We start from the raw sequence: 23526 nt of genomic DNA, 5'->3' as shown, positions 1-23526 counted from the left end.
TGATGCCCCCATAGTAATTCAGAATCGTCCCTCGCTGGCGGCTCCCTAGAATGGCCTCACCTCTGATGCGCCACGGCGGTAACCGTCTCCAGAATGGTCCGCGGCGCAAGGCAGAGCCGAGACATCGACCGAGGACGACACCCCCATGAGCCAAAGCAACGATCACCAGGCCGCCCTGGAATATCACCAGTTCCCGACCCCGGGCAAGATTTCCGTGACGGCCAGCAAGCCGCTCGTCACGCAGCGCGATCTGGCGCTCGCCTACACCCCGGGCGTCGCCATCCCGTGTCAGGAAATTGCCGCCGATCCCGCGCAGTCGTTCAAGTACACCGGTCGCGGCAATTTGGTCGGCGTGATCACGAACGGCACGGCCGTGCTGGGTCTTGGCAACATCGGCGCGCTCGCCTCCAAGCCGGTGATGGAAGGCAAGGCCGTCCTCTTCAAGAAATTCGCCGGAATCGATGTGTTCGACATCGAAATCACCGAGAGCGACCCGGACAAGCTGGTCGAGATCATCGCGAGTCTCGAAGCCACGTTCGGGGGTATCAACCTCGAGGACATCAAGGCCCCGGAGTGCTTCACCGTTGAGCGAAAGCTGCGTGAACGGATGAAGATCCCCGTCTTCCACGACGATCAGCACGGCACCGCCATCACCGTTTGCGCCGCGTTCATCAACGGCTTGAAGGTCGTGGGCAAGGACATCCGCGAAGTCAAGGTCGTGACCTCGGGCGCCGGCGCCGCCGCGCTTGCCTGCCTGGATCTGATGGTCGACCTGGGCCTGCCGGTCGAGAATGTCTGGGCAACCGACATCGATGGCGTGGTCTACGAAGGCCGCACGGTGGGCATGGACCCGGACAAAGCGCGCTTCGCGCAGCCGACCGACAAGCGCACGCTCGCGGAAGTGATCGAGGGTGCCGACGTGTTCATCGGCCTGTCCGCCGGGGGCGTGCTCAAGCCGGCCATGCTCAAGACGATGGCGGCGCGTCCGCTGATTCTGGCGCTGGCCAACCCGACGCCGGAAATCTTCCCGGAAGAAGCCCGCGCCGCACGCGACGACGTGGTGCTCGCCACCGGCCGTTCGGACTTCCCGAACCAGGTCAACAACGTGCTGTGCTTCCCGTACATCTTCCGCGGCGCGCTCGACGTGGGCGCGACCACGATCACGCGCAACATGGAAATCGCCGCCGTGCACGCGATCGCCGCGCTGGCCCAGGAAGAGCCGAACGACTCCGTGGCAACCGCCTACGGCGCGTATGACCTGTCGTTCGGGCCGGAATACCTGATTCCGAAGCCGTTCGATTCGCGTCTGATCGTGCGCATTGCCCCGGCCGTGGCGCGCGCCGCCATGGAAGACGGCGTGGCCACGCGTCCGATGGCCGACTTCGACGCGTATGCCGACCAGTTGCAACAGTTCGTGTATCACTCGGGCGCGTTCATGAAGCCGATCTTCTCGGCGGCCAAGCAACTCGTGCGCGACGGCGGCAAGTCGCGCATCGTGTTCGCGGAAGGCGAGGAAGAGCGCGTGCTGCGTGCCGTGCAGGTGATCGTCGACGAAAAGCTGGCGCGTCCGATCCTGGTGGGCCGCCCGGAAGTGCTGCTCGCGCGCATCGAGAAGTTCGGCCTGCGCCTGCGCCTGGGCGAGGATGTCGAAGTGACCAATCCTTACTACGACGAGCGCTTCCACCAGTACTGGACCAACTACTGGGAGCTGCGTTGCCGTGACGGCATCACGAAGGAAATGGCGCGTGTCGAGATGCGCCGTCGTCTCACGCTGATCGGCGCGATGATGGTGCGCCTGGGCGATGCTGACGGCATGATCTGCGGCACCGTGGGCGCGTATCACGACCACCTGCGCTTCGTCGACGAAGTCATCGGCAAGCAGCCTGGCGCGAATACTTACGCGGCGATGAACATCCTGCTGCTCGACAAGCGCACCGTGGCGCTCGTGGACACGCACGTCAACGATGATCCGACGGCCGAGCAGATCGCCGAGTTCACGATGGCCGCCGCCAAGCAGATGTCGTGGCTGAACCTGAACCCGAAGGTCGCGCTGCTCTCGCGTTCGAATTTCGGCTCGGGCAGCGCTGCGTCGGGGACGAAGATGCGTCGAGTACTGGAGATGGTCAAGGCGCAGGCGCCGGAGTTGGAGATCGACGGCGAAATGCACGGCGACTGCGCGCTCGATGAAGGTCTGCGCAGCCGCATTCTGCCGCAGTCGCGTTTGAAGGGCGCGGCGAACCTGCTGGTGTGCCCGAACGTCGACTCGGGCAACATCGCCTACAACCTGCTCAAGACGGGCGCGGGCAGCAACGTGGCGGTAGGACCGTTCCTGTTGGGTGTCGGAGCACCGGTCAACGTGCTGACGTCGAGCTCCACAGTGCGACGCATCATCAACATGACGGCGCTGACCGTTATTCAAGCCAATCGCGACTGATGACTACACGGGGGGCACGCTTGGGGAGAATTTCCTGGGTGTGACACCCGTCACGGCCCCGGCCGGTCCGGCAGACGTATCGATTCGATGCGCTGCCGGCCGAGCCGGGGCTTTTTTCGTTTTCACGCCGTGCGGCGCGAATCAGTTGCGATGATCGCGGCCGTGATCTCGGCCGTCGTGGCCATGGCCGCGGCCACGATCGTGATCGTCACGACGATCCGGTCCCCGGCCGCGATCCCAGCCGCCGCGACTCAGTGCCCAGCCGTTCGGACCCTGATGCCAGGCCGGCGCGCGATACGCGTAGCCCGGACGGTCACGTTCCCAGTGACCGCGGCGCCACTCATGGCGATGGCCGTCCCAGTCCCAGAAACCCGGCGCCCAAATGTATCCGACGCGCGGCGGCGGCATCGGCTCATAGCGCGGCGCCGGCGGTGCGCCGATGTTGATGGACACGCCTACCTGTGCATGGGCCGGGGCGGTGGCAATGCCCCCGAGCGTCGCGGCAACAAGGGCAACGGTCAGCGTCAGCTTTTTCATGATGGCTCCCTTCGAGTTCGATTTTTGAGTACGTCTTCATCGTACGAGGAGCCGCGTCTACCGCGAAGCGAATAGTCGTAAAAAAGTGTTGGAATTGTTTCGTTTTGTTCGTCGAAACATGACGTATGCCGCAACTTTGCATTGACTGGCAGACGCTCGGAAGCGCCCCGCCAGTCAAAGTGAGCGCCGAGGCGTCACGACTTCGACGCGTGCTGATGGCGATATTCCTGCGTGCGTCCGCCGTAACCATAGGCCGCGCCGCGCGCGTCGATCACGTGGATGTACGAGCACTCGTGCACGTTGCCGAGCAGGCCCGACAACGTTTCGAACACCTGAGCAATGAACTGCGCCTTCTCCGCTTTCGTGTTCGTCTCATCGGTCACGCTGATGTCCAGATGGAAGGCGTTTTTTCCTTGCTCCGAGAGCGGCGCTCCGCCGATGAACCAGCGCGTGTGCGGAATATAGTCGACTGTCACGGCGATGACCTCCGGCGCCTTGTGCAGCGTGTCGACGGTCAGCTGCGAGACCGCGCGAACGGCGTTGCGCGAGAGGGTGTCGTCGGGTGTGCCCGAGAGTTGCAGGACGATGTGCGGCATGGTGCGGCTCCCAAAGGTTAAGCGATGCTGAATGATGTGAAGACAACGCCCTCAGTCTAGGGGGAGGATTGACATCGGAAAAGCAGGAATTTACGATTTGATCCATCGTTTTTGTCAATGGATGGATGTATGACGCCCGGTTTCGATTTCGATCAGTTGCGCACCTTCGTTGCGGTGGCCGAGGCGGGCAGTCTGTCGGCCGCCGCGCCGCGCGTGTTCCTGTCGCAGTCGTCAGTGAGCGAGCAGATTCGCAAGCTCGAAGCGCGCATCGGCGTGACGTTGTTCACACGCGGCAAATTTGGCGTAAGCCCGACGCCGGCGGGCGAGCGTCTGCTTGGACACGCTCGGCAGTTGCTCGCGCAGTCCGAACGGGCGTGGCATGACGTGCGCGGATTCTCCCTCGCCGGCGAGTTGCGGCTGGCGATCACGGACTACTTCCGTCCGGCCGAAGTCGCGCGCATGCTGCGGCATCTCGGCATGGCGTATCCGTCGCTGCGCATTCACGTCACGATTCTGAAAAGCGGGGAGATCGAGGCGGGTTATGACACGGGCGACTTCGACATCGGTCTGTCGATGCGCGTGCTCGGCAAGGCGCTCGGTCGCGAGGCGGTGGCCGGCACGCGCACGCTGGGGCGCGAGTCGCTCGAGTGGGTGGCGTCGCCGGACCTCGTTCTGGCGGCCGGCGCGCCGCTACCGCTGCTGGTGCTGCCCGATAGCTGTGCGCTGCATCGCTTCACCACACAATGGCTTGACGCCCACCGGGTGCCCTACACGATTGCGCACGTGGCCTCGGGCGTGGCGGGGCTTCAGTTGGCGTTGAGCGCGGGGCTCGGGGTGGCGTGCCTGAATGCGTCGGCGTCGGGGCCATCGCTTGCGCGTATCGAAACGTTGATGCCCGGGCGGCGCCTGCCCGCGCTGCCGGACGCCGAATTTCATTTGCTTCCCGCGCGCCGTGGCGAGCCTGAGTGGGTCACGCACGCGCGCGATGCGTTGGCCGAGCAGCTTACAGCGCGTTGAGAGGGATCTTCAGATAGCGCGTGCCGTTGGCTTCCGGCGCCGGCATGTCGCCTGCACGGATGTTGACCTGCACGGCGGGCAGAATCAGCGTCGGCATCTCGAGCGTCTTGTCGCGGGCCTCACGCATGGCGACAAAGGTGTGCTCATCGATGCCGTCGTGCACGTGGATGTTGGCGCGCCGTTGCTCGTCCACGGTCGTTTGCCAGTTCACCGCGCGACCGGCGGGCGGATAGTCGTGGCACATGAACAGACGCGTCGACGCCGGCAGCGCCAGCAGGCGGCGGATCGAGCGGAAGAGCGTGTGGGCATTGCCGCCGGGGAAGTCGCAGCGTGCCGTGCCGACATCGGGCATGAAGAGGGTGTCGCCGACAAACACGGCGTCGCCCACACGATAGGCCATGTCCGCCGGCGTATGGCCGGGGACGAACAGCGCTTCGGCCTGCAGCGCGCCAATGGCGAACGTCTCGCCGTCTTCGAACAAATGGTCGAATTGCGAGCCGTCTGGCGGCACGTCGGCGCCCAGATGGAACAGTGTCTTGAAGACGTGCTGCACCTCCCGGATGTGCGCGCCGATGGCAATGCGTCCGCCGACGCGTTCCTTGAGCCAGTGCGCTGCGGACAGGTGATCGGCATGCGCATGCGTCTCAAGAATCCAGTCGACCGTGAGCTTGTGTGCGGCCACGAAGTCGAGCACGCGCTCAGCCGATTCCGTATGCGTTCGGCCCGCCTTGGGGTCGTAGTCGAGCACCGGATCGATGATGGCCGCGCGTGAGCCCGGCGCATCGAACACCACATAGGTCACCGTGGAGGTGGTGGGGTCGAAGAAGGCTTCGATGTTGGCGGGCGTGGCTGGCATGATCGGCTCCTGCATTAATTTATTAATTGATATATTATAGTCTAGTATAATGTTTATGGCGACGTGACCTCTCGCCACGCCGCAATGCTCTGAACTGTTCGATCCTGCCATGCCAAAAGTGACTGCGCTATCCCCTGTCGACCGGGCCACGGCCTCCACGGCCTCCGCGGACACCGTACCGCTGGATGTCGCACGGTTGCGCGCCGCCGCGTACGATGCCACCGCGCTGCTGCGCGCGCTGGCCAACGAAGACCGTCTGCTGATCCTGTGCCAGCTCACACAGGGCGAACTGTCTGTGGGGGAACTGGAGGCGCAGCTCGACATTCGGCAACCGACACTCTCACAGCAGCTCGCCGTGCTGCGTACCGAGTCGCTGGTGACGACCCGGCGTGACGGCAAACGTATCTACTATTCAGTCGCCGATGGCGCAGTGCTTGCCGTACTGGCATGCCTCTACGACCAGTTTTGTCCGAAATCCTGATTAATTGACGGGACGCTCCGCACATGACCCTCGATACCCTTCACTTCACCCCATGGACCGCGTTGGCCGGCGGTTTGCTCATTGGCGTTGCCGCCGTCTGGCTGATGCTGGCGACCGGGCGCATCGCGGGCATTTCCGGCATTGCCGGTGGCCTGTTGCGTCCTCGCGCCGGCGATGTGGGCTGGCGCATCGCCTTCGTCGTCGGGTTGATGGCAGCCCCATGGGCGTACCGCGCCGTGGCCGTCGTGCCCACGGCGCAGATCGACGCCAGTGCCGCGATGCTCGTGGCGGCGGGTGTGCTGGTCGGCTTCGGCACGCGACTCGGGTCGGGCTGTACGAGCGGCCACGGCGTGTGCGGTTTGTCGCGGTTGTCGTGGCGCTCGCTCGTCGCCACGCTGTGTTTCATGGCGATGGGTTTCCTGACCGTGTTCGTCGTGCGCCACGTGCTCAATCTGGGAGGTGCGGCATGAAGAAGCTGCTTTTTGCGTTCATTGGCGGCCTCGTCTTCGGGCTGGGGCTGATACTTGCCGGGATGGCGAATCCGGCGAAGGTGCTGGGCTTTCTCGATTTGGCCGGCCAGTGGGATCCGTCGCTGGCGTTCGTGATGGGCGGGGCCATCGCGGTGGGGCTGGTCGGGTTCCGACTGGCACGCTCGCAGGCACTGGCCTGGACGGGCGAGCCACGTGCCTGGCCGGGGGCGAAAGGTTTGGACAAACGGTTGGTGCTCGGGGCGCTGACGTTCGGCGTCGGCTGGGGAATCGCGGGGATTTGCCCGGGACCTGCGCTGGTGCTGCTCGGCGCCGGTTCGGGCAAGGGGCTGTTGTTCGTCGTCGCCATGATCGCCGGCATGGCGCTGCACGCGGTCATGACACGGGCTGACGCGAAGTAACGCGCGCGGCTCAGTGCTTTCTCGCCAACTCCGTGCCCGCGTCGGCAGCCAGTTGGCGGGTGACCGGAATCGATAGCCAGGAGAACAGGCCGATCACGAGGAACGCCGGCAGGAAATCGCGGGTGGTCAGGTGTTCGTGGCCGGCCAGCCGGCTGCTCGCCTGCAGCACCATTCCCGAAATCGTTACGCCCAGCCCCAGCGACAACTGCTGAACCACGCTGGCAAGACTCGTGGCTCGGCTGGCGTCGGCGCTGGCAATGTCGGCGTACACGATCGAATTGAGGCAAGTGAACTGCAGCGACGGAAAGAAGCCGCCGAACGCGACGACGGCTAGCATCACGATCACCGGCGTGTCATGCGAGAAGAATCCGTAAGACGACAGCGCCAGACCGGCCAACGCCGCATTGACGATCAGCACGCGGCGAAAACCGAATCGCGCGAGCACGCGCTGCGCGATCGCCTTCATGAAAATCGCCCCGAACGCCGACGCGCAGGTAATCATGCCGGATTCGAACGGATCCATATGCAGCCCCTCCTGCAGCGCCAACGGCAGCAAAAACGGCACAGCCCCCAACCCGATGCGAAAGAGCGATCCACCGACGACACTGGCGTGGAACGTTGGGATGCGCAGCAACCTGAGGTCGAGCAGAGGCGCTTGCACACGATTGGCATGGCGCCAGTAGGCGTAGACAAAGAGGGCGCCCACGGCGCACAGGGTGACGACAACGCTGCCGTCGATGTGGGGTTCGCCGATCATGGCCAGCCCGAGCATGAGCAGGCCGCTGCCGAGCGCGGAGAGGACGAAGCCTAGCGTGTCGAGGCGTCCGGCGTCGCCGCCGCGCTCGTTGTCGATGTATTTGCCCGCGAGGTAGATGCCGAGCAGGCTCACCGGAATGTTGACGAAGAAGATCCAGCGCCAATGCAGATAGGCCGTGATCGCGCCGCCCAATGGCGGGCCGATGACCGGGCCGAGCAGTGCGGGCATCGTCAGGTAGCCAATGGCCTTGACCAGATCGTGCTTGGGCACCGCGCGAAAGATCACGAGACGGCCGACCGGCACCATCATCGCGCCGCCCACGCCCTGCAGAAAGCGGGCGAACACGAACGTCGGCAGCGAAAACGACAGCGCGCAGAGAATCGAGCCGGCCATGAAGATGCCGATCGCCGTGCGGAAGACGTTGCGCGCGCCAAAGCGATCGGAGACCCAGCCGCAGATCGGAATGAAGATGCCGAGCCCGACCACGTAGGCGGTGAGCGCCATCTTCAGCGAAATCGGGTCTTGATGAAGATCTCGCGCCATGGCGGGCAGCGAGGTGGTGATCACCGTGGCGTCGATGTTCTCCATGAACAGGGCGCAAGCGATGATGAGCGGAATGATGACGGCGCGCGACACAATGGGGGGAATGGCTGGCGCAAAGACTCGGATTGTCCCACGATTTAAGCGACTGCTTCAATCGCCGAGGCGACGCCTAGCGCTGGTTGGCCGCCAATTCGTCGGCGTTGAGCCGGTACAGCACGTGACGGCGCATCCGGTGGCCGGCCGGAATCAGCGGATGCAGAAAGTCTTCGTCGGGGCAATGGCGCATGCCGATGCGCTCCATGACCGCGCGTGAGCGAACGTTCGCGGGAACGGTGAACGACACCAGTGCTTCCAGGCCGAGCGTTTCGAACGCGAAATGTGCGGCGGCGAAGGCCGCCTCGGTCGCATAGCCTTTCGACCACCAGGCACGCGCCAGCCGCCAGCCGATCTCCACGGCCGGCGCGAAAGGGGCGTCGAAGCCCACGCGCATCAGGCCGACGAATCCCGCGAACGGCGTCACGCCAGGGATTTCCAGCACCCAGGGACCATAGCCATGCGTCTCGATATGTTGGGCCAGCCGGTGCGCGATGGCGTCGCTCTGGGTCCGGTCGAGTGTCGTCGGAAAGTGGCGCATGACATCTCGATCGGCATTGAGCGCGGCGAAAAGTGGCAAATCCTCCGGTCGCCACTGACGCAAGACCGTGCGCTCGGTAGTGAGCACGCGCGCGGGGGTACCGAACGGCGAATGCGAATCCTCAGCCAGCGTCGACGTGCTCATGCGCTCAAAATTCCGTTGAATTCGCCCGAATCCGAATCGCAAATCGCCGATTGTGACAATTCTGGATTGACTTAACTCGATCTGCGCGAACATTGTGTTCGTGCCCATCAATATTGCCATACGAACCTTGACGCGCAGTAGCGTCAGGCCCGACGGTTCTATTGTACGAAAATGCGATCGACTCGGGAGATGGCATCGACGCATGCGTTTGATGGCTACGATTCGAAAATCGAGGGTGACACCGATGGCACGCCCGAGACGACGTCCCGCGAATCGCACGGGTCCGATTGTCGCTCGGGTTATCCGTGAATTACGGCGCTGGGATGCGGATAATCCGAAAGAGTGAAGTCTTTCGGATCACGGAACGATCGGATGGCGATTGAATGTTTGGGAAACACCTATTGCCTGAGGCATCGCGCGATGATGCCGTCTGCGTCGTCGGCGCCAAACATGGCCCGGTGAAAAAACCTTACGAAAACTTGCAGAGAAAAGTGTGAACTTATCATGCCGCCTCGCGTCCACATCGCCCGATGGCGGGAATGCTTTTGCGATTGCCGGCAATGGGTCACGCTAATGCATCGATATCGACGAGGCCGATTTGATGGTATTCCCGGAATCGCGCCCCGATTCTGTGCATTGTCGGAAGCATCGATCGGACGATTCAATGCGATTTTGGCGTTTCCAGACTCATTCTCTGGAAATGCGGTTTTCAAATTATTAAAACTCGTGCTATTTTAAGTGGCGATCCATTTTAACAACCCAAGGACAGGCCAGATGGCAAGCTATAAAGAACTCGTCGCGCAGCGCGAAAAGATTGAAAAGCAAATCGAAGAGGCTCGGGCCCGTGAAGTCGCTCAGGTCATCGCTGAAGTCAAACAGAAGATTCAGGAATATGAACTGTCCGCCAAGGATCTGGGGCTTGTCGCAACCGATGGTCGTCGCCGTGCCGCGCGCGCCCAGATTGCGCCGAAGTACATGAATCCGGCCACGGGCGAAACGTGGTCGGGCCGTGGCCGCGCCCCGAAGTGGGTCGGCAAGAACAAAGAGAAATTCCTGATCAAGTAATTCGCTGACCCAATCCGAACCGGTACTGCCGGTCACATGCCAGGGGGGCGGGGCGCCACCATCGCTGCGCCGCGGTCAGTCCGCGGCGGCGAGCGTTGGCCGCCGTGTCCCTGTGCGCACTAGCGCAGCCATTCAGTCGTCGCATTGCCCCAACCCGGATCGTCTGGCTGTGGCTTGATGTGATGCCGTGCCGTAAAGGACAAAACCCGCCGTTCGTACACCGACGGCGGGTTTTTTATGGTGCGTGCCGTGTATCCGGCACGCGCCGTACGCAGAGCCCGCTTATTCCGAGCCCGGATCTTCCGGCGGAAACATCAGCGTGACCTGCAAGCCGCCGGTGGGCCGATTGCTGAACGATACGCGTCCGCCCAGTTGCTGGGTGAGCTTATCGACAATCGCGAGACCGAGCCCGCAATGCGCATTGCCGCCGCGGGCCGGATCGAGCCGGACAAACGGTCGCACGATGCGATTGATGTCTTCATTGGCAATGCCCGGGCCGCTGTCTTCGATCACGAGACGCCATCCGCTGGCGTCGTGTGACGTACGAATCGCGAGCGGCGCCTGTCCGTACGTCACCGCGTTATCGAGCAGGTTGTTCACGATGCGCTCGAGATAGGTCTGTCTGAGCTTGAAGCCCGGACCGGCCTGAAGATCGAGTTCGATGGCATAACCTTGATCGAGGAACGGGGCGACCAGTGCGGGAATGCGGGCTTCCACCGGCGACGTCGCACTTTCCATTTCAATGCCCGGGCAAACAGCAGGAACTGATCGACGATGCGGGTCATCGATTCGGCGTCACGTGTAATGCCCTCGCTCATCTGGGCGTCGTCGAGCATTTCGGCACGCAGACGCAACCGTGCAAGCGGCGTTTTCAGATCGTGGGCAATGCCGGCAAGCATGGTGTTGCGTTCCCGGTCGGTTTGCACGATGTCGTGGCTCATGCGATTGAAGCGCTCGGTCAGTTGACGCAACTCCAACGGGCCGCGCTCCTTGACCTGGGTGCGAATGCGATGGGTGGCGAGTTGCTCGGCGGCGGCGGCCATGTCCCGCACCGGCCGCTGTAATTGCCACGCCGCGAACAACGCAAAGACGACGGTAATGCCGAGGACTGCGGCCAGGCCCGGCAAAATCATGGCCGTGCCCGGCGGATTACGCACGGACAGCACCGGCGTGGCGATCCAGTAGTCGCGGCCCGGCAGGCGGCCCAGATGCGAGGCGGTGGCGTGCGCTCCACGCGCAATTGCGTGCCGGCGGGCAGGCGCCGCGCGAGTTCGGTCGTGAGGCGGGCGGTCTTGCTGGCGGCCTCGAAGACGTCGCCATGCGCGAACGAGACCGGCACGACCTGCACGAGATCCGGCAATGTGAGCGTCGAGCTGCCGTCGTGTACTTCGGCCGCCGCCTTGATGATGAAGGCCATTTGCTCGGCGGCATTTTGCACGCGCGTCTCATCGTGATCGCTGCGCAGGATCGTGAGATACGAGAAATGGCTGATGACCAGCGCTGCAATGATGAGCAGCGCGAGCCGGCCAAATAGAGTGTCAAAACGGCCTTTCATGCAGGGCTCTGCCTGTGGGCTGGGGTAAGCAGTATCGGCAGCATGCCGGCGTCCTTGTCAGACGGGGAGGTGACGTCGTCGAACAGGGCGACGACGCAGCGTTGTGTCCGGCGCCGGGCCATCAACCGGTGGCCATGTCGGCGCGTTGACCGTCGGGAACGAAGATGTAACCGCGCCCGCGCACGGTCTGGATGAAGCGCGGGCTCTGCGCGTCTTCGTCGAGCAGGCGGCGCAGGCGCCAGATCTGCACGTCGATGCCGCGATCGTTGACATCGCTGTCCGCGCCGTAGAGCAGTTCGATGATGCGCTCGCGCGAGAGCACCTGCATCGCGTGGTTTACCAGCAGGCGCAACAAGCCGTATTCGCCGTCGGAGAGCGTGAGCAACTGCGCATCGCGGGTGAGCGTGCGACTGCGGAAGTCGAGCACGAACGGGCCGAACGTGTAGTTCTCGCGTTGCTCGGGCACCGCGGCATCGGGCTGCTTGCGACGGCGCAACACGGCATTGATCCGGGCGAGCAGCTCGCGCGGGCTGAACGGCTTGCCGAGATAGTCGTCGGCACCGATTTCCAGCCCGACGATGCGGTCGATCTCGTCGCTGCGCGCGGTGAGCAGGATCACCGGCACATCGTCGTTGCGCGCGCGCAAGTCCCGCAGGGCCGTGAGGCCATCGACCTTGGGCATCATCAGGTCAAGCACGATCAGGGAGGGACGCTCACGCTCCAGGCGTGCGGCCAATCCGTCGCCGTCATGCATCACGGCCACCGAGAAGCCGTGGCGGCTCAGATATTCGCGCAACAGATCACGCAGATCGGGATCGTCGTCGACAACAAGAATCTTCATATTCGTTCGGACAGGGAGTGTTGTCATGATAGTGGCCTCCCGCGCGGCTTGACGCGGGTATTGTTTCCAGACATTACAGCATTGGTCACCCGTAACGTTGCGTAATAATAGAGCCAGCGCCGGTGATACACGAAATTCGCCCCCATCGCATAAGGTTCGATCGAACCGGCGAGCCACCCTGTCGGTGGCCAGTTCCGCGCACTCAGCCGTACGTCTCGCGTTGCGAGAGCGCTGCGACAGGGCAATGCAGCGCATCGCGACGCGCATTGCCAACGCCGCCATGCGAACCATCGCGCGCGCGGACGGTCTTTCCTCTGCCGCGCCAAACGCGATTCCCCTTGGGGAAAGCGCGTGTAATCAGCCGTCCTATCGGGCTTTGACAACGGTCTGCTATGCTGATTGGCCGGATCTGGCCTGAGGCAAAGCCCCCGGGGCGTGCGGACGTTTTGCTGCGCCGCGGCACCCGATTGCAAGACCGTCGTCCACACGGGACGAATCCACCTACTACTGCGCTGTAATGAGGAAGTCATGACCGAGCACGGTCCCCACGGTTCCGAACCACCGAACGGTTCTGATCGGCCCGCATCCGCCGCGGGCACGCAACGCGACACCGGGCCAGCCCCTGCGGCTTCGCGCACGCGCCGCTGGCTCGTGCCCGCCGTGATCGGGCTGATCGTCGTGCTCATCGCCGGGGGCGTTTACTACCGACTGCATTCGCAAAGTGCGCAAGGTCCGGCTCAAGCGGGCGGGCGGCGCGGCGCGGCGCCGGGCGGCATGGCCGGCGCGGGTGCGCCCGCCACGCCGGTGACGGCGGTCGAGGCAAAGACGGGCGACCTGCCGGTCTTCCTCAACGGGCTGGGCACCGTCACGCCCACGCGCAGTGTGACCGTGCATTCGCGTGTCGACGGACAGCTCATGAAGGTGCACTTCAAGGAAGGCGACATCGTCAAGGAAGGCCAGTTGCTCGCCGAAATCGATCCGCGTGCCTTCCAGGTACAGGTCACCCAGATGGAGGGCCAACTCGCCCGCGACCAGGCGTTGCTCAAGAATGCGCAACTCGACCTCGCCCGTTACGAGACACTGCTCAAGCAGGATTCGATCGCCGCGCAGACGGTGGATACTCAGCGTGCACTCGTCAAGCAGTACGAAGGAACTGTCAAATCCGACGAGGGGCAGCTCGGCAACGCCCGCCTGCAACTGAACTATGCAAGCGTGATCGCGCCGGTGTCCGGGCTCGCAGGGCTGCGCCAGGTCGATCCGGGCAACATCATTCACGCGTCGGACACCAACGGCATCGTCATCATCAACGAGGTAACGCCAATTACCGTCGTCTACACGATTCCCGAGGACAACCTGTCGAAGGTCCTCAAACGCTCGCGCGACGGGGAGACGCTGCCCGTCGAAGCCTTCGACCGTGCCGGCAAGGTGAAGCTGGCCACCGGCAGGCTCGCCTCCATCGACAACCAGATCGACACGACAACCGGCACCGTCAAGCTCAAGGCCGAATTTGCCAATCGCGACGGCTTGTTGTTTCCGAACCAGTTCGTCAACGTGAAGATGCTCGTCGACACGCTCAAGGGCGCCACGCTGATTCCAAGCGCGGCGGTGCAGCGCGGTACGCAGGGCAGTTTTGTCTACACGGTGCAGCCGGATCAGACGGTCAAGCTCAAGACCGTGAAGCTCGGGCCGACCGACGGCACCAACGTCGCGGTGGAGTCCGGCATCGCGCCGGGCGAGAAGCTCGTGATCGACGGCATGGACAAGCTGCGCGACGGCGCCAGGGTCGAGGTGATCACGGCCGCGAGCCGTGCGGCGGCGGTTGCGCCGCCCGCGCCGGGGGACAAGCGCAACGGCGGTCATCGCCGTCCGGCGCAATAGGACGGTCTCGCGTGACGTCGCACGACCTCACGCGTCCACGCCTCGCCCACGTTTGGCCCACGGCCCCCAGAGACACCCTTCGACGTAGCCAATGAATCCGTCCCGCCCGTTTATTCTCCGACCGGTCGCCACCTCGTTGCTGATGGTGGCGATCCTGCTTGCCGGTTTCGTCGCCTACCGTCTGCTGCCGCTCTCGGCATTGCCGGAAGTCGACTACCCGACCATTCAGGTGGTCACGCTCTATCCGGGCGCCAGCCCGGATGTGATGACCTCGTCGGTGACGGCCCCGCTGGAGCGCCAGTTCGGCCAGATGCCGGGCCTGAACCAGATGTCGTCGACCAGTTCGGGCGGCGCGTCGGTGATCACGCTGCAGTTCTCGCTCAATCTCGGGCTCGACGTTGCCGAGCAGGAAGTGCAGGCCGCGATCAACAGCGCCAGCAATCTGCTGCCCACCGATCTGCCGATGCCGCCGATCTACAGCAAGGTCAATCCGGCCGATACGCCGATCCTGACGCTGGCGATCATGTCGAAGACCCTGCCGCTGCCCAAGCTCGAAGATCTGGTCGACACACGTGTGGCGCAGAAGATTTCGCAATTGCCCGGCATCGGTCTGGTGAGCCTCTCGGGTGGCCAACGCCCGGCGGTGCGCATTCAGGTCAATCCCCGCGCGATTACGTCGTACGGGCTGAGCATCGAGGACGTTCGCACGTCCATCGCGGCGGCCAACGTCAATCAGGCGAAGGGCAGTTTCGACGGCCCGCTGCGTGCCTCGACCATCGACGCCAACGACCAGCTCGCGTCGGCCGACGAGTACCGCAACCTGGTCATCGCGTATAAGAACGGCGGCCCGATCCGTCTTTCCGATGTCGCCGACGTCATCGACGGCGCCGAGAACACCAAGCTTGCGGCGTGGGCGGATACCACGCCGGCCATCGTGCTCAACGTGCAGCGTCAGCCGGGCGCCAATGTGATCGAGACAGTCAACCGGGTCAAGGCGTTGCTGCCGCAGTTGCAGGCCTCGCTGCCCGGCAGCATCGACGTGAAGTTGCTGACCGACCGCACCACGACGATCCGCGCCTCGGTCTCCGACGTGCAGTTCGAACTCCTGCTCGCGGTGGCCCTGGTGGTCATGGTGATTTTCCTGTTCCTGCGCAACGTCTCGGCGACGATCATCCCAAGCGTGGCCGTCCCGCTCTCGCTCGTTGGCACGTTCGGCGTGATGTACCTGGCCGGCTTCTCGATCAACAACCTCACGCTCATGGCGCTCACCATCGCGACCGGCTTCGTGGTCGACGATGCCATCGTGATGATCGAGAACATCGCGCGTTACATGGAGCAGGGGGAAAAGCCGCTGCAGGCGGCGCTCAAGGGCGCGGAACAGATCGGCTTCACCATCATTTCGCTCACGTTCTCGCTGATCGCCGTGCTGATTCCGCTGCTGTTCATGGGCGACGTCGTCGGCCGCCTGTTCCGCGAGTTCGCGATCACGCTGGCGGTGTCGATCCTGATCTCGGCCGTGGTGTCGCTCACCCTCACGCCGATGATGTGTGCGAAGCTGCTGCGCCACGTGCCCGAAGAGAAGCAGGGCAAGTTCTACCGCAAGACCGGCGAGATGTTCGAGCGCATCATCGCGAAGTACGGCGAGTGGCTCTCATGGGTGCTCGATCGTCAAACGGCCACGCTGCTCGTTGCGCTCGGCACGCTTGTGCTCACGGTGCTGCTGTATCTGTGGGTGCCGAAGGGATTCTTCCCGGTGCAGGACACGGGCGTGATTCAGGGAATCTCCGAGGCGCCGCAGTCGATTTCGTTCGCGGCAATGGGCGAGCGCCAGCAGGCATTGGTCGCCGCCGTGCTCAAGGATCCGGCCGTCGAATCGGTGTCGTCGTTCATCGGGGTGGATGGAGTGAACACCACGCTCAACAGCGGGCGTCTGCTCATCAATCTGAAGGACAAGGCCGTGCGCGGACTCGACGCCTCGGCAGTGATCCGCCGCATCCAGCCCGAGGTGGCGAACGTGCCCGGCATCGCGCTCTATATGCAGCCGGTGCAGGATCTGACCATAGAAGACCGCATCAGCCGAACGCAATATCAGTTCACGCTGCAGGATCCGAGTCTCGATACGCTCGGCATCTGGGTGCCAAAGCTCGTCGACAAGCTGCAACACGTACCGCAACTGGCCGACGTGACGAGCGACCTGCAAGTCAATGGCTTGCAGGCGTACGTGGACATCGATCGCGACACGGCGAGCCGCCTGGGCGTGACGCCGGCGGCCGTCGACCAGACGCTCTACAGCGCGTTCGGACAGCGACTGATTTCGACGATCTACACGCAGGCGTCGCAGTACCGCGTGGTGCTCGAAGTGGGTAACGATTTCCAGCGCGGCCCCGACGCGCTGAAGGGCATCTACGTTGCGTCGACCTCGGGGGTGCAGGTGCCGCTGACATCGTTCGCGAAGATCGTGGAGAAGCCGACCCCGCTGGCGATCAACCACCAGGCCCAGTTCCCGGCCGCCACGATCTCGTTCAACCTCGCCAAGGGCGCGTCGCTCGGCGATGCCGTGAAGGCGATTACCGCGGCCGAGGCGTCCATCGGCCTGCCGGTGAGCACGCAGACGACGTTCCAGGGCGCGGCGCAGGCGTTCCAGGCGTCGCTCTCGAACACGCTATGGCTGATTCTCGCGGCGGTCGTGACGATGTACATCGTGCTGGGGTACTCTACGAGAGCTACATCCACCCGATCACGATCCTGTCGACGCTGCCGTCGGCCGGTGTCGGCGCGCTGCTCGCCCTGATGGTCTCGGGCAACGATATCAGCATCATCGCGATCATCGGCATCATCCTGCTGATCGGTATCGTGAAGAAGAACGCCATCATGATGATCGACTTCGCGCTCGAGGCGGAGCGTGAACGCGGCATGGCGCCGCGCGAGGCGATCTATCAGGCATGTCTGCTGCGTTTTCGGCCAATCCTGATGACGACGATGGCCGCCGTGCTTGGGGCGCTGCCGCTCATGCTTGGCTCGGGCGTGGGGTCCGAGTTGCGCCAGCCGCTCGGGATCACCATGGTGGGCGGGCTGATGGTCAGTCAGGTGCTCACACTCTTTACCACGCCCGTGATCTACCTGTGGTTCGACCGCCTGGCCGCACGGGCGCGCGCCTGGCGCGATCGGCGTTTCGGTACCTCGGGGCCGCCGGACGATCCGGGGCACGGCGATCATGGCACGCCGGGCGGCGGCAGTGACGGCCCGGCCACCACAGGCGGCCCAGCGCGATGAACCTGTCGGCTGTCTTCATCAAGCGCTCGGTCGCGACCGTTCTGCTCACCGTCGGGGTGACGCTGGCGGGCATCGTCGCGTTCGGGTTGCTGCCCGTCTCGCCGCTGCCGCAGGTCGATTTTCCGACGATCTCCGTCTCGGCGTCGCTACCCGGCGCGAGTCCCGAGACGATGGCCGCGAGCGTGGCCACGCCGCTGGAGCGCTCGCTCGGCCGGATTGCCGGGGTGACGGAAATGACGTCGAACAGCACGCTGGGCTCGACCCGTATCACGCTGCAGTTCGATCTCTCGCGCGATATCAACGGCGCGGCGCGCGACGTGCAGGCGGCGATCAACGCAGCGCGCAGCCTGCTGCCGTCGGGCCTGCCGAGCAACCCGACCTATCGCAAGGTGAATCCCGCGAGCGCGCCGGTGATGATTCTTGCGCTGACGTCGGACAGCATGACGCGCGGGCAGATGTACGACTCCGCGTCGACCATCCTCGCGCAGAAGATCTCTCAGCTCGACGGCGTGGGCGATGTCACCGTGGGCGGCAGTTCGCTGCCGGCGGTGCGGGTCGAACTCAACCCGACGGCGCTCAACAAGTACCAGATTCCGCTCGAGACGGTGCGCACGACGATTCAGGCCGCCAACGCAAACCGGCCGAAGGGGGCGCTCGAAGACGGCGATCAGCGCTGGCAGATTCTCGCCAACGATCAGGCGAAGACGGCCAAGGACTATCTGCCGGTCGTCGTCAGCTATCGGGACGGCCGTCCGGTGCGCCTGTCCGATGTCGCCGACGTGGTCGATTCGGTTCAGGACTTGCGCAACGCCGGGTCGGCCAATGGCAAGCCGTCGGTGGTGCTCATCATCACGACGCAGCCCGGCGCGAACATCATCAAGACGGTCGACGGCATCAACAAGATCCTGCCGGTGCTGCGCGCCTCGATCCCGGCGGCCATCAATCTCGACGTGGTGATGGACCGCACGCCGACGATCCGGGCATCGCTCAAGGAAGTCGAGCGCACGCTGCTGATTTCGATTGCGCTCGTCATCATGGTGGTGTTCCTCTTCCTGAGGAACTGGCGCGCCACGCTTATTCCGAGCGTGGCGGTGCCCGTCTCGCTGATCGGCACGTTCGGCGTGATGTACCTGTGCGGCTTCAGTCTCGACAACCTGTCGCTCATGGCGCTCACCATTGCGACGGGCTTCGTGGTCGACGACGCCATCGTGGTGCTCGAGAACATTGCCCGCCATATCGAAGATGGCCTGAGTCCGTTCGCCGCCGCGCTCAAGGGCACGCGCGAAGTCGGCTTCACGGTGCTCTCGATGAGCATTTCGCTGGTGGCGGTTTTCATCCCGCTGTTGCTCATGGGGGGCATCGTGGGGCGCCTGTTCCGCGAGTTTGCCGTCACGCTCTCGGCCGCCATTCTGGTCTCGCTGGTCGTCTCGCTCACGGCGACGCCGATGATGTGCGCGCGTCTGCTCAAAGGCAAGCCCATGCGGGGCGCGCCCGAGCCGCCGCCGCGACCATCGGTCTGGACACGGATCGGCGGATGGACCGAGCGCATGTTCGACGGCATGCTGCGCGAATATGAGCGCTCGCTCTCGTGGGCGTTGCGCCATGGGCCGCTCATGCTGGGGATTCTGTTTGCCACGATCTGCCTGAACGTCTGGCTGTATACCGTCGTGCCGAAGGGCTTCTTCCCGCAGCAGGACACGGGGCGGATGATCGGCTTCATTCAGGCCGATCAGGCGATCTCGTTCCAGGCGATGGAAAAGAAGCTGGCCGATTTCATCAAGATCGTGCAGGCCGATCCGGACGTTGCGACCGTCACGGGCTTTACCGGCGGATCGAACCGAAACGGGGGCTTGATGTTCGTTACGCTCAAGCCGTTGGGCGAGCGCAAAATCTCGGCCGATCAGGTGATTGCGCGATTGCGGGGCAAGCTGGCCAAGGAGCCTGGTGCAATGCTCTACCTGCAGTCCGTGCAGGACATTCGCGTAGGTGGGCGGGCGAGTAATGCGCAGTACCAGTACACGCTGCAGGCAGATGATCTTCAGCAGTTGCGCGAGTGGGAGCCGAAGGTGCGCAATGCGCTCTCGCATCTGCCGAATCTCGTCGACGTCAACACGGACCAGCAGGACAAGGGCTTGCAGACGACGCTCGACGTCGATCGCGATCAGGCGTCGCGCCTCGGTCTGACGATGAGTCAGATCGATAGCGTGCTCAACGATGCGTTCGGGCAGCGGCAGGTCTCCACGATCTACAATCCGCTCAATCAGTACAAGGTTGTGATGGAAGTCGCGCCGCAATGGTGGCAAAGCCCGGAGTCGCTCAAGGACATTTATGTGGTGACCTCGGCGGGGCGCAGGTGCCGCTCTCGGCATTCGCGCGATATCGGCCGACGAATACGGCGCTGGGGGTCTCGCACCAGGGGCAGTTCGCGGCGAGTACGATTTCGTTCAACCTCCCGCCGGGGTATCGCTGTCGCAGGCGCAAGCCTCGGTCCAGGATGCCGTCGGCCGGCTGGGCATGCCGACGTCGGTGCACGGCAGCTTCCAAGGCACGGCGCAGGCGTTCCAGTCGGCCTTGTCGTCGCAGCCGATGCTCATTCTGACCGCGCTGCTCACGGTGTATATCGTGCTCGGCGTGCTCTACGAGAGCTATATCCATCCGCTCACCATTCTGTCGACGCTGCCGTCGGCGGGGGTCGGGGCGTTGCTCGCGTTGCTGCTCTTCAACACCGAGTTCAGCATCATCGCGCTGATCGGGGTGATTCTGCTGATCGGCATCGTGAAAAAGAACGCGATCATGATGATCGACTTCGCGCTCGATGCCGAACGGCGCCAGAACATGCCGCCGCGCGAGGCCATCTACCACGCGTGCGTGCTGCGCTTTCGCCCGATCATGATGACGACGATGGCCGCCATGCTCGGTGCGATTCCGCTTGCGTTGGGCACGGGTGATGGGGCGGAGCTGCGTCAGCCGCTGGGGATCTCCATCGTGGGCGGCCTGCTCGTGAGCCAGGTGCTCACGCTTTATACGACGCCGGTGGTGTACCTCTATCTCGATCGCTTGCGGCTGCGCTGGGCGCGATGGCGTGCGCGTGGTCAACGTGGCCAGGGCGACGTCGGGGAGGTGGGGCATGGCTGATGCCGCGCGCTGCCTGCACCGTGCGCGTCCATGGGCGCCGCGTCCCGGGGCGTCTTTTGAAACTTCTGTTCTGGCCGAAGGGCCGATGCGTGCCATGTCCCGTAACCTGAATCGTCAAGTCGCCACCGTTGGATCTCATCCGCCCGCTGCAGCCCCCGTGGTTGCGCCGCGAGGGCGAGGCGCGAGGACGCCGCCGTGCATGCGTCGCGCCGCCGCGTGGCTTGCGGCAAGTGCCGTACTGTGGCTCGCGGGCTGCGCGGTGGGGCCGGACTATGTGCGTCCAGCAATCGACACGCCGGCCGCCTTCAAGGAGACCGGGGACTGGAAGCTCGCCGAGCCCAGTGATGCGGCGTCCAAGGGCGAGTGGTGGGCGATCTATCAGGACCCGGTGCTCGCTGACCTGATGGCGCAGGTCAACGTCGACAATCAGAACATCAAGGTTGCCGAGGCCAACTATCGGCAAGCGCTGGCCGTGGCCTCGCAGGCGCGCTCTGCTTTCTTCCCGACAATCGGCGCTGACGCCGGTCTCACACGCGCCAGCTCACGCGTGAGCAGCTCCGCGGTGAGCGGGTCGGGGGCGGGCGGGATCTCGAACAGCTATAGCTTGTCGGGCACAGCGAGCTGGGAACCGGACATCTGGGGTAGTGTGCGCCGCTCGGTCGAGGCCGGCAACGCGAGCGCCGAGGCGAGCGAGGCCGATCTGGCTAATGCGCGTCTGTCGGCGCAGGCGCTGCTCGCCCAGAACTACTTCGACCTGCGGGTAACGGACGCTCAGAAGGCGCTGCTCGACCGTACGGTTGCGGCGTACGAGCAAACGCTCAAGCTCACGCAGAATCAATACGCCGTCGGCGTGGCGCAGCGCTCCGACGTGATTCAGGCGCAGACGCAATTGCAATCGGCACAGGCCTCGGCGCTCGATATCGAGGTGACGCGCGCTCAACTGGAGCATGCGATCGCGCTGCTTGTCGGCAAGGCGCCGGCGGCGTTTTCGCTCACGCCGACGCCGCTGCGCGCCGCGTTGCCGATGGCGCCGGTGAGCCTGCCGTCGACCTTGCTGGAACGGCGACCCGATATTGCGGCGGCCGAGCGCTCGGTGGCGGCGGCGAACGCGAAGATCGGCGTAGCCAAGGCGGCCTTCTTCCCGACCCTTACGCTCTCGGCGACGGGCGGTTTCCAGAGCAGCAGCTTCGCCGACTGGCTGACGCTGCCGAGCCGCTTCTGGTCGGTCGGTCCGGCGTTGGCGGCCACGCTCTTCGACGGCGGCCTGCGTCGCGCGCAGACCGACGCGGCCATTGCGGCATACGACGCACAGGTCGCGACCTACCGTCAGACGGTGCTCACGGCGTTCCAGGCGGTCGAAGACAACCTCGCCGCGCTGAACTATCTGGGCCGCGAGGCTGCCGTGCAGAACCAGGCGGTGCAGTCGTCGCGCGAGGCGCTGCAACTCATCCTCAATCAATACAAGGCGGGCACTGTCGGGTTCCAGAACGTGTTGACTGCGCAGACGACGGCGTACACCACGGAGCGTACGGCGCTGACGATTCTTGGACGTCAGTTCACGGCCAACGTGCTGCTCGTGACCGCACTCGGTGGCGGCTGGCATGGTTTGTCGTCCGCGGGCGAGAACCCTGGCGCGTCGCAGGCGGTGAAGGCGTCCGCGGACGCCACCTCCGCCGATGGCCGCGACGGGCAGAAGTAACGCGCCTAACGCGCGTAACGTGCATAAAGCGCGTAAAGCGCGTAAAGCGCCGTCCGAACCGCCTCGTCAGCTCCCGGTCGAGGCGTTCGCGACCGCGGCACCCCCTCGGCATGTCTGCCCGCGCGAACTACGCATATTCCGACGCGCGCAACGAGCCGATCACTAAATCGGGCGTTGGTGTTTAAGGTAATTCCGAACTTCGAGATTGGAATGCCGGAAGCGCTCACCGCGAATCGTCCGAATACCGGTAACGCGAGTAGCACAGACTACGCTGCCGGACGTCTGAGCAATTTCACCTCCGGGCGAGTCCCGTCAAGCAGTTAGGCCGCAGTACCCGCTCTATCGGGCAGCATGCGGGACGCGCGGGCATTGACCACACCGCGTGGCAAGGCGACCCATGCGCATCGTCTATGTGACGTTTCCCAGCCGGTCGGGATGATCCCTTTTTGCCAGAATGGACTCGCTTCGCGGCAATGGCAGGCGCGAAGCACCGTACGTGTCGTGCGGCGATGACGGTGCTGCCAGATGACGAATAAGGGGAGGGGGCAACGATGACGATCAATGTCGTGGTCGCGGACGACCATCCGATTGTGCGCTATGGAATACGACGTCTGCTCGAAGAGCGGGAAATGATTCATCTGGTCGGCGAGGCGGCCAATTCGTCAGAACTCGTGAATTTGCTGGCCAAGGCGCCATGCGACATTCTCGTGACCGATTTTTCAATGCCAGGGGGAAATTTCAAGGACGGACTGTTTCTGATCGGCTATGTGCGCCGATATTTCCCGAACATCAAGATCATCGTCGTCACGATGCTGGAAAACCTGGCGATTCTTCGCGGCATGCTCAAGCTCGGTGTGCATTCGATTCTCTCCAAGCTCGACGAGCAGAGTTCGATTGCCGATATCGTGTGCGTGGTCGCGGACGGTAGCCGCTATATTCCGGCGGGACTGGCGACGCGCCTGCACGACTCGGTGGTCGACGATACCGAGATCGATGCGTCGAAGCTCTCGGGCCGCGAAGTGGAAGTGGTGCGGCTGTTCGTCTCCGGGCTCACCATCAGCGAAATCGCATTCCAGCTCAGTCGCAGCGTCAAGACGGTCAGCTCGCAGAAGACCAACGCCATGCGCAAACTCGGGCTGGACCGCGACGTCGACCTCTATCACTACGCCACGCGCACGGGCATCGCCTGACG

15 protein-coding genes and 3 pseudogenes are annotated in these 23526 nt (G+C 64.1%); 11 read left to right on the top strand and 7 right to left on the bottom strand.

What is annotated here, in order from left to right; translation table 11 throughout:
* The first annotated feature begins 145 nt into the window (after positions 1-145).
* A complete protein-coding gene (locus DRB87_RS17555) occupies positions 146-2434 on the top strand; it encodes an NADP-dependent malic enzyme (RefSeq protein WP_130026818.1) in 2289 nt (762 codons plus the stop codon).
* 141 nt (positions 2435-2575) lie between these two features.
* On the opposite strand, the gene DRB87_RS17550 is transcribed toward DRB87_RS17555, so the two are convergent.
* Together DRB87_RS17550 and DRB87_RS17545 are read right to left on the bottom strand one after the other, a co-directional pair.
* Complete coding sequence (locus tag DRB87_RS17550) at positions 2576-2971, bottom strand: YXWGXW repeat-containing protein (RefSeq protein ID WP_130026817.1); 396 nt, start codon at positions 2969-2971, stop codon at positions 2576-2578.
* Between the two features lie 194 nt (positions 2972-3165).
* Positions 3166-3567 carry a 4-oxalocrotonate tautomerase family protein gene (locus DRB87_RS17545; protein ID WP_130026816.1) on the bottom strand — a complete coding sequence of 134 codons (402 nt, stop codon included), beginning with the start codon at positions 3565-3567 and terminating at the stop codon, positions 3166-3168.
* Positions 3568-3696: 129 nt separating this feature from the next.
* Between DRB87_RS17545 and DRB87_RS17540 the strand changes: the two genes are divergently transcribed.
* The gene (locus DRB87_RS17540; protein ID WP_240756041.1) at positions 3697-4584 is read left to right on the top strand and encodes a LysR family transcriptional regulator; all 888 of its coding nucleotides are present in this window, start codon (positions 3697-3699) and stop codon (positions 4582-4584) included.
* Here DRB87_RS17540 and DRB87_RS17535 read toward each other — a convergent pair.
* Entirely contained in the window at positions 4571-5440 is an 870-nt protein-coding gene (locus tag DRB87_RS17535; protein ID WP_130026814.1) for an MBL fold metallo-hydrolase, read from the bottom strand. The two genes, DRB87_RS17540 and DRB87_RS17535, sit on opposite strands and share 14 nt — an antisense overlap.
* Positions 5441-5549: 109 nt before the next feature.
* Here DRB87_RS17535 and DRB87_RS17530 point away from each other — a divergent pair, with 109 nt between their 5' ends.
* From DRB87_RS17530 to DRB87_RS17520, 3 genes are read left to right on the top strand one after another with little or no spacing between them, the layout of a single operon-like run.
* Complete coding sequence (locus tag DRB87_RS17530; protein WP_130026813.1) at positions 5550-5921, top strand: helix-turn-helix transcriptional regulator; 372 nt, start codon at positions 5550-5552, stop codon at positions 5919-5921.
* A gap of 23 nt (positions 5922-5944) precedes the next feature.
* Positions 5945-6391: a YeeE/YedE family protein gene (locus DRB87_RS17525; protein ID WP_130026812.1), complete on the top strand. Its 447-nt coding sequence runs from the start codon at positions 5945-5947 to the stop codon at positions 6389-6391.
* Positions 6388-6810 (top strand): DUF6691 family protein, encoded by a 423-nt coding sequence (locus DRB87_RS17520; protein ID WP_130026811.1) that lies wholly within the window; start codon positions 6388-6390, stop codon positions 6808-6810. Before DRB87_RS17525 ends, DRB87_RS17520 begins: the two co-directional genes overlap by 4 nt.
* A gap of 10 nt (positions 6811-6820) precedes the next feature.
* Here the strand turns inward: DRB87_RS17520 and DRB87_RS17515 are convergent, their stop codons facing one another.
* Entirely contained in the window at positions 6821-8155 is a 1335-nt protein-coding gene (locus tag DRB87_RS17515; RefSeq protein WP_240756328.1) for an MFS transporter, read from the bottom strand.
* Positions 8156-8279: 124 nt separating this feature from the next.
* Positions 8280-8888: a GNAT family N-acetyltransferase gene (locus DRB87_RS17510; protein ID WP_174966574.1), complete on the bottom strand. Its 609-nt coding sequence runs from the start codon at positions 8886-8888 to the stop codon at positions 8280-8282.
* A gap of 774 nt (positions 8889-9662) precedes the next feature.
* Between DRB87_RS17510 and DRB87_RS17505 the strand changes: the two genes are divergently transcribed.
* The gene (locus DRB87_RS17505; protein WP_017232823.1) at positions 9663-9953 is read left to right on the top strand and encodes an H-NS family nucleoid-associated regulatory protein; all 291 of its coding nucleotides are present in this window, start codon (positions 9663-9665) and stop codon (positions 9951-9953) included.
* 282 nt (positions 9954-10235) lie between these two features.
* On the opposite strand, the pseudogene DRB87_RS17500 reads toward DRB87_RS17505, so the two are convergent.
* Both DRB87_RS17500 and DRB87_RS17495 read right to left on the bottom strand, forming a co-directional pair.
* A pseudogene (locus tag DRB87_RS17500) lies at positions 10236-11508 on the bottom strand (ATP-binding protein).
* Between the two features lie 121 nt (positions 11509-11629).
* Entirely contained in the window at positions 11630-12349 is a 720-nt protein-coding gene (locus DRB87_RS17495) for a response regulator (protein ID WP_017232825.1), read from the bottom strand.
* 528 nt (positions 12350-12877) lie between these two features.
* On the opposite strand from DRB87_RS17495, the gene DRB87_RS17490 reads away from it, so the two are divergent.
* From DRB87_RS17490 to DRB87_RS17470, 5 genes and pseudogenes are all read left to right on the top strand, one after another.
* Positions 12878-14227 (top strand): MdtA/MuxA family multidrug efflux RND transporter periplasmic adaptor subunit, encoded by a 1350-nt coding sequence (locus DRB87_RS17490; RefSeq protein ID WP_240756040.1) that lies wholly within the window; start codon positions 12878-12880, stop codon positions 14225-14227.
* Between the two features lie 91 nt (positions 14228-14318).
* Positions 14319-17500: pseudogene (locus tag DRB87_RS17485) on the top strand (MdtB/MuxB family multidrug efflux RND transporter permease subunit).
* Positions 17497-20635, top strand: a pseudogene (locus tag DRB87_RS17480) (multidrug efflux RND transporter permease subunit). The pseudogenes DRB87_RS17485 and DRB87_RS17480 overlap by 4 nt, the downstream one beginning before the upstream one ends.
* A gap of 199 nt (positions 20636-20834) precedes the next feature.
* Complete coding sequence (locus DRB87_RS17475) at positions 20835-22334, top strand: efflux transporter outer membrane subunit (RefSeq protein ID WP_165385354.1); 1500 nt, start codon at positions 20835-20837, stop codon at positions 22332-22334.
* A gap of 551 nt (positions 22335-22885) precedes the next feature.
* The gene (locus tag DRB87_RS17470; RefSeq protein ID WP_017232830.1) at positions 22886-23524 is read left to right on the top strand and encodes a response regulator; all 639 of its coding nucleotides are present in this window, start codon (positions 22886-22888) and stop codon (positions 23522-23524) included.
* The last annotated feature ends 2 nt before the right edge of the window (positions 23525-23526 follow it).

Source organism: Pandoraea sp. XY-2, from assembly GCF_004193915.1.
In the GTDB taxonomy this organism is placed as follows: Bacteria; Pseudomonadota; Gammaproteobacteria; order Burkholderiales; family Burkholderiaceae; genus Pandoraea; species Pandoraea cepalis.
This window is presented reverse-complemented; position numbering and strand designations above follow the sequence as displayed.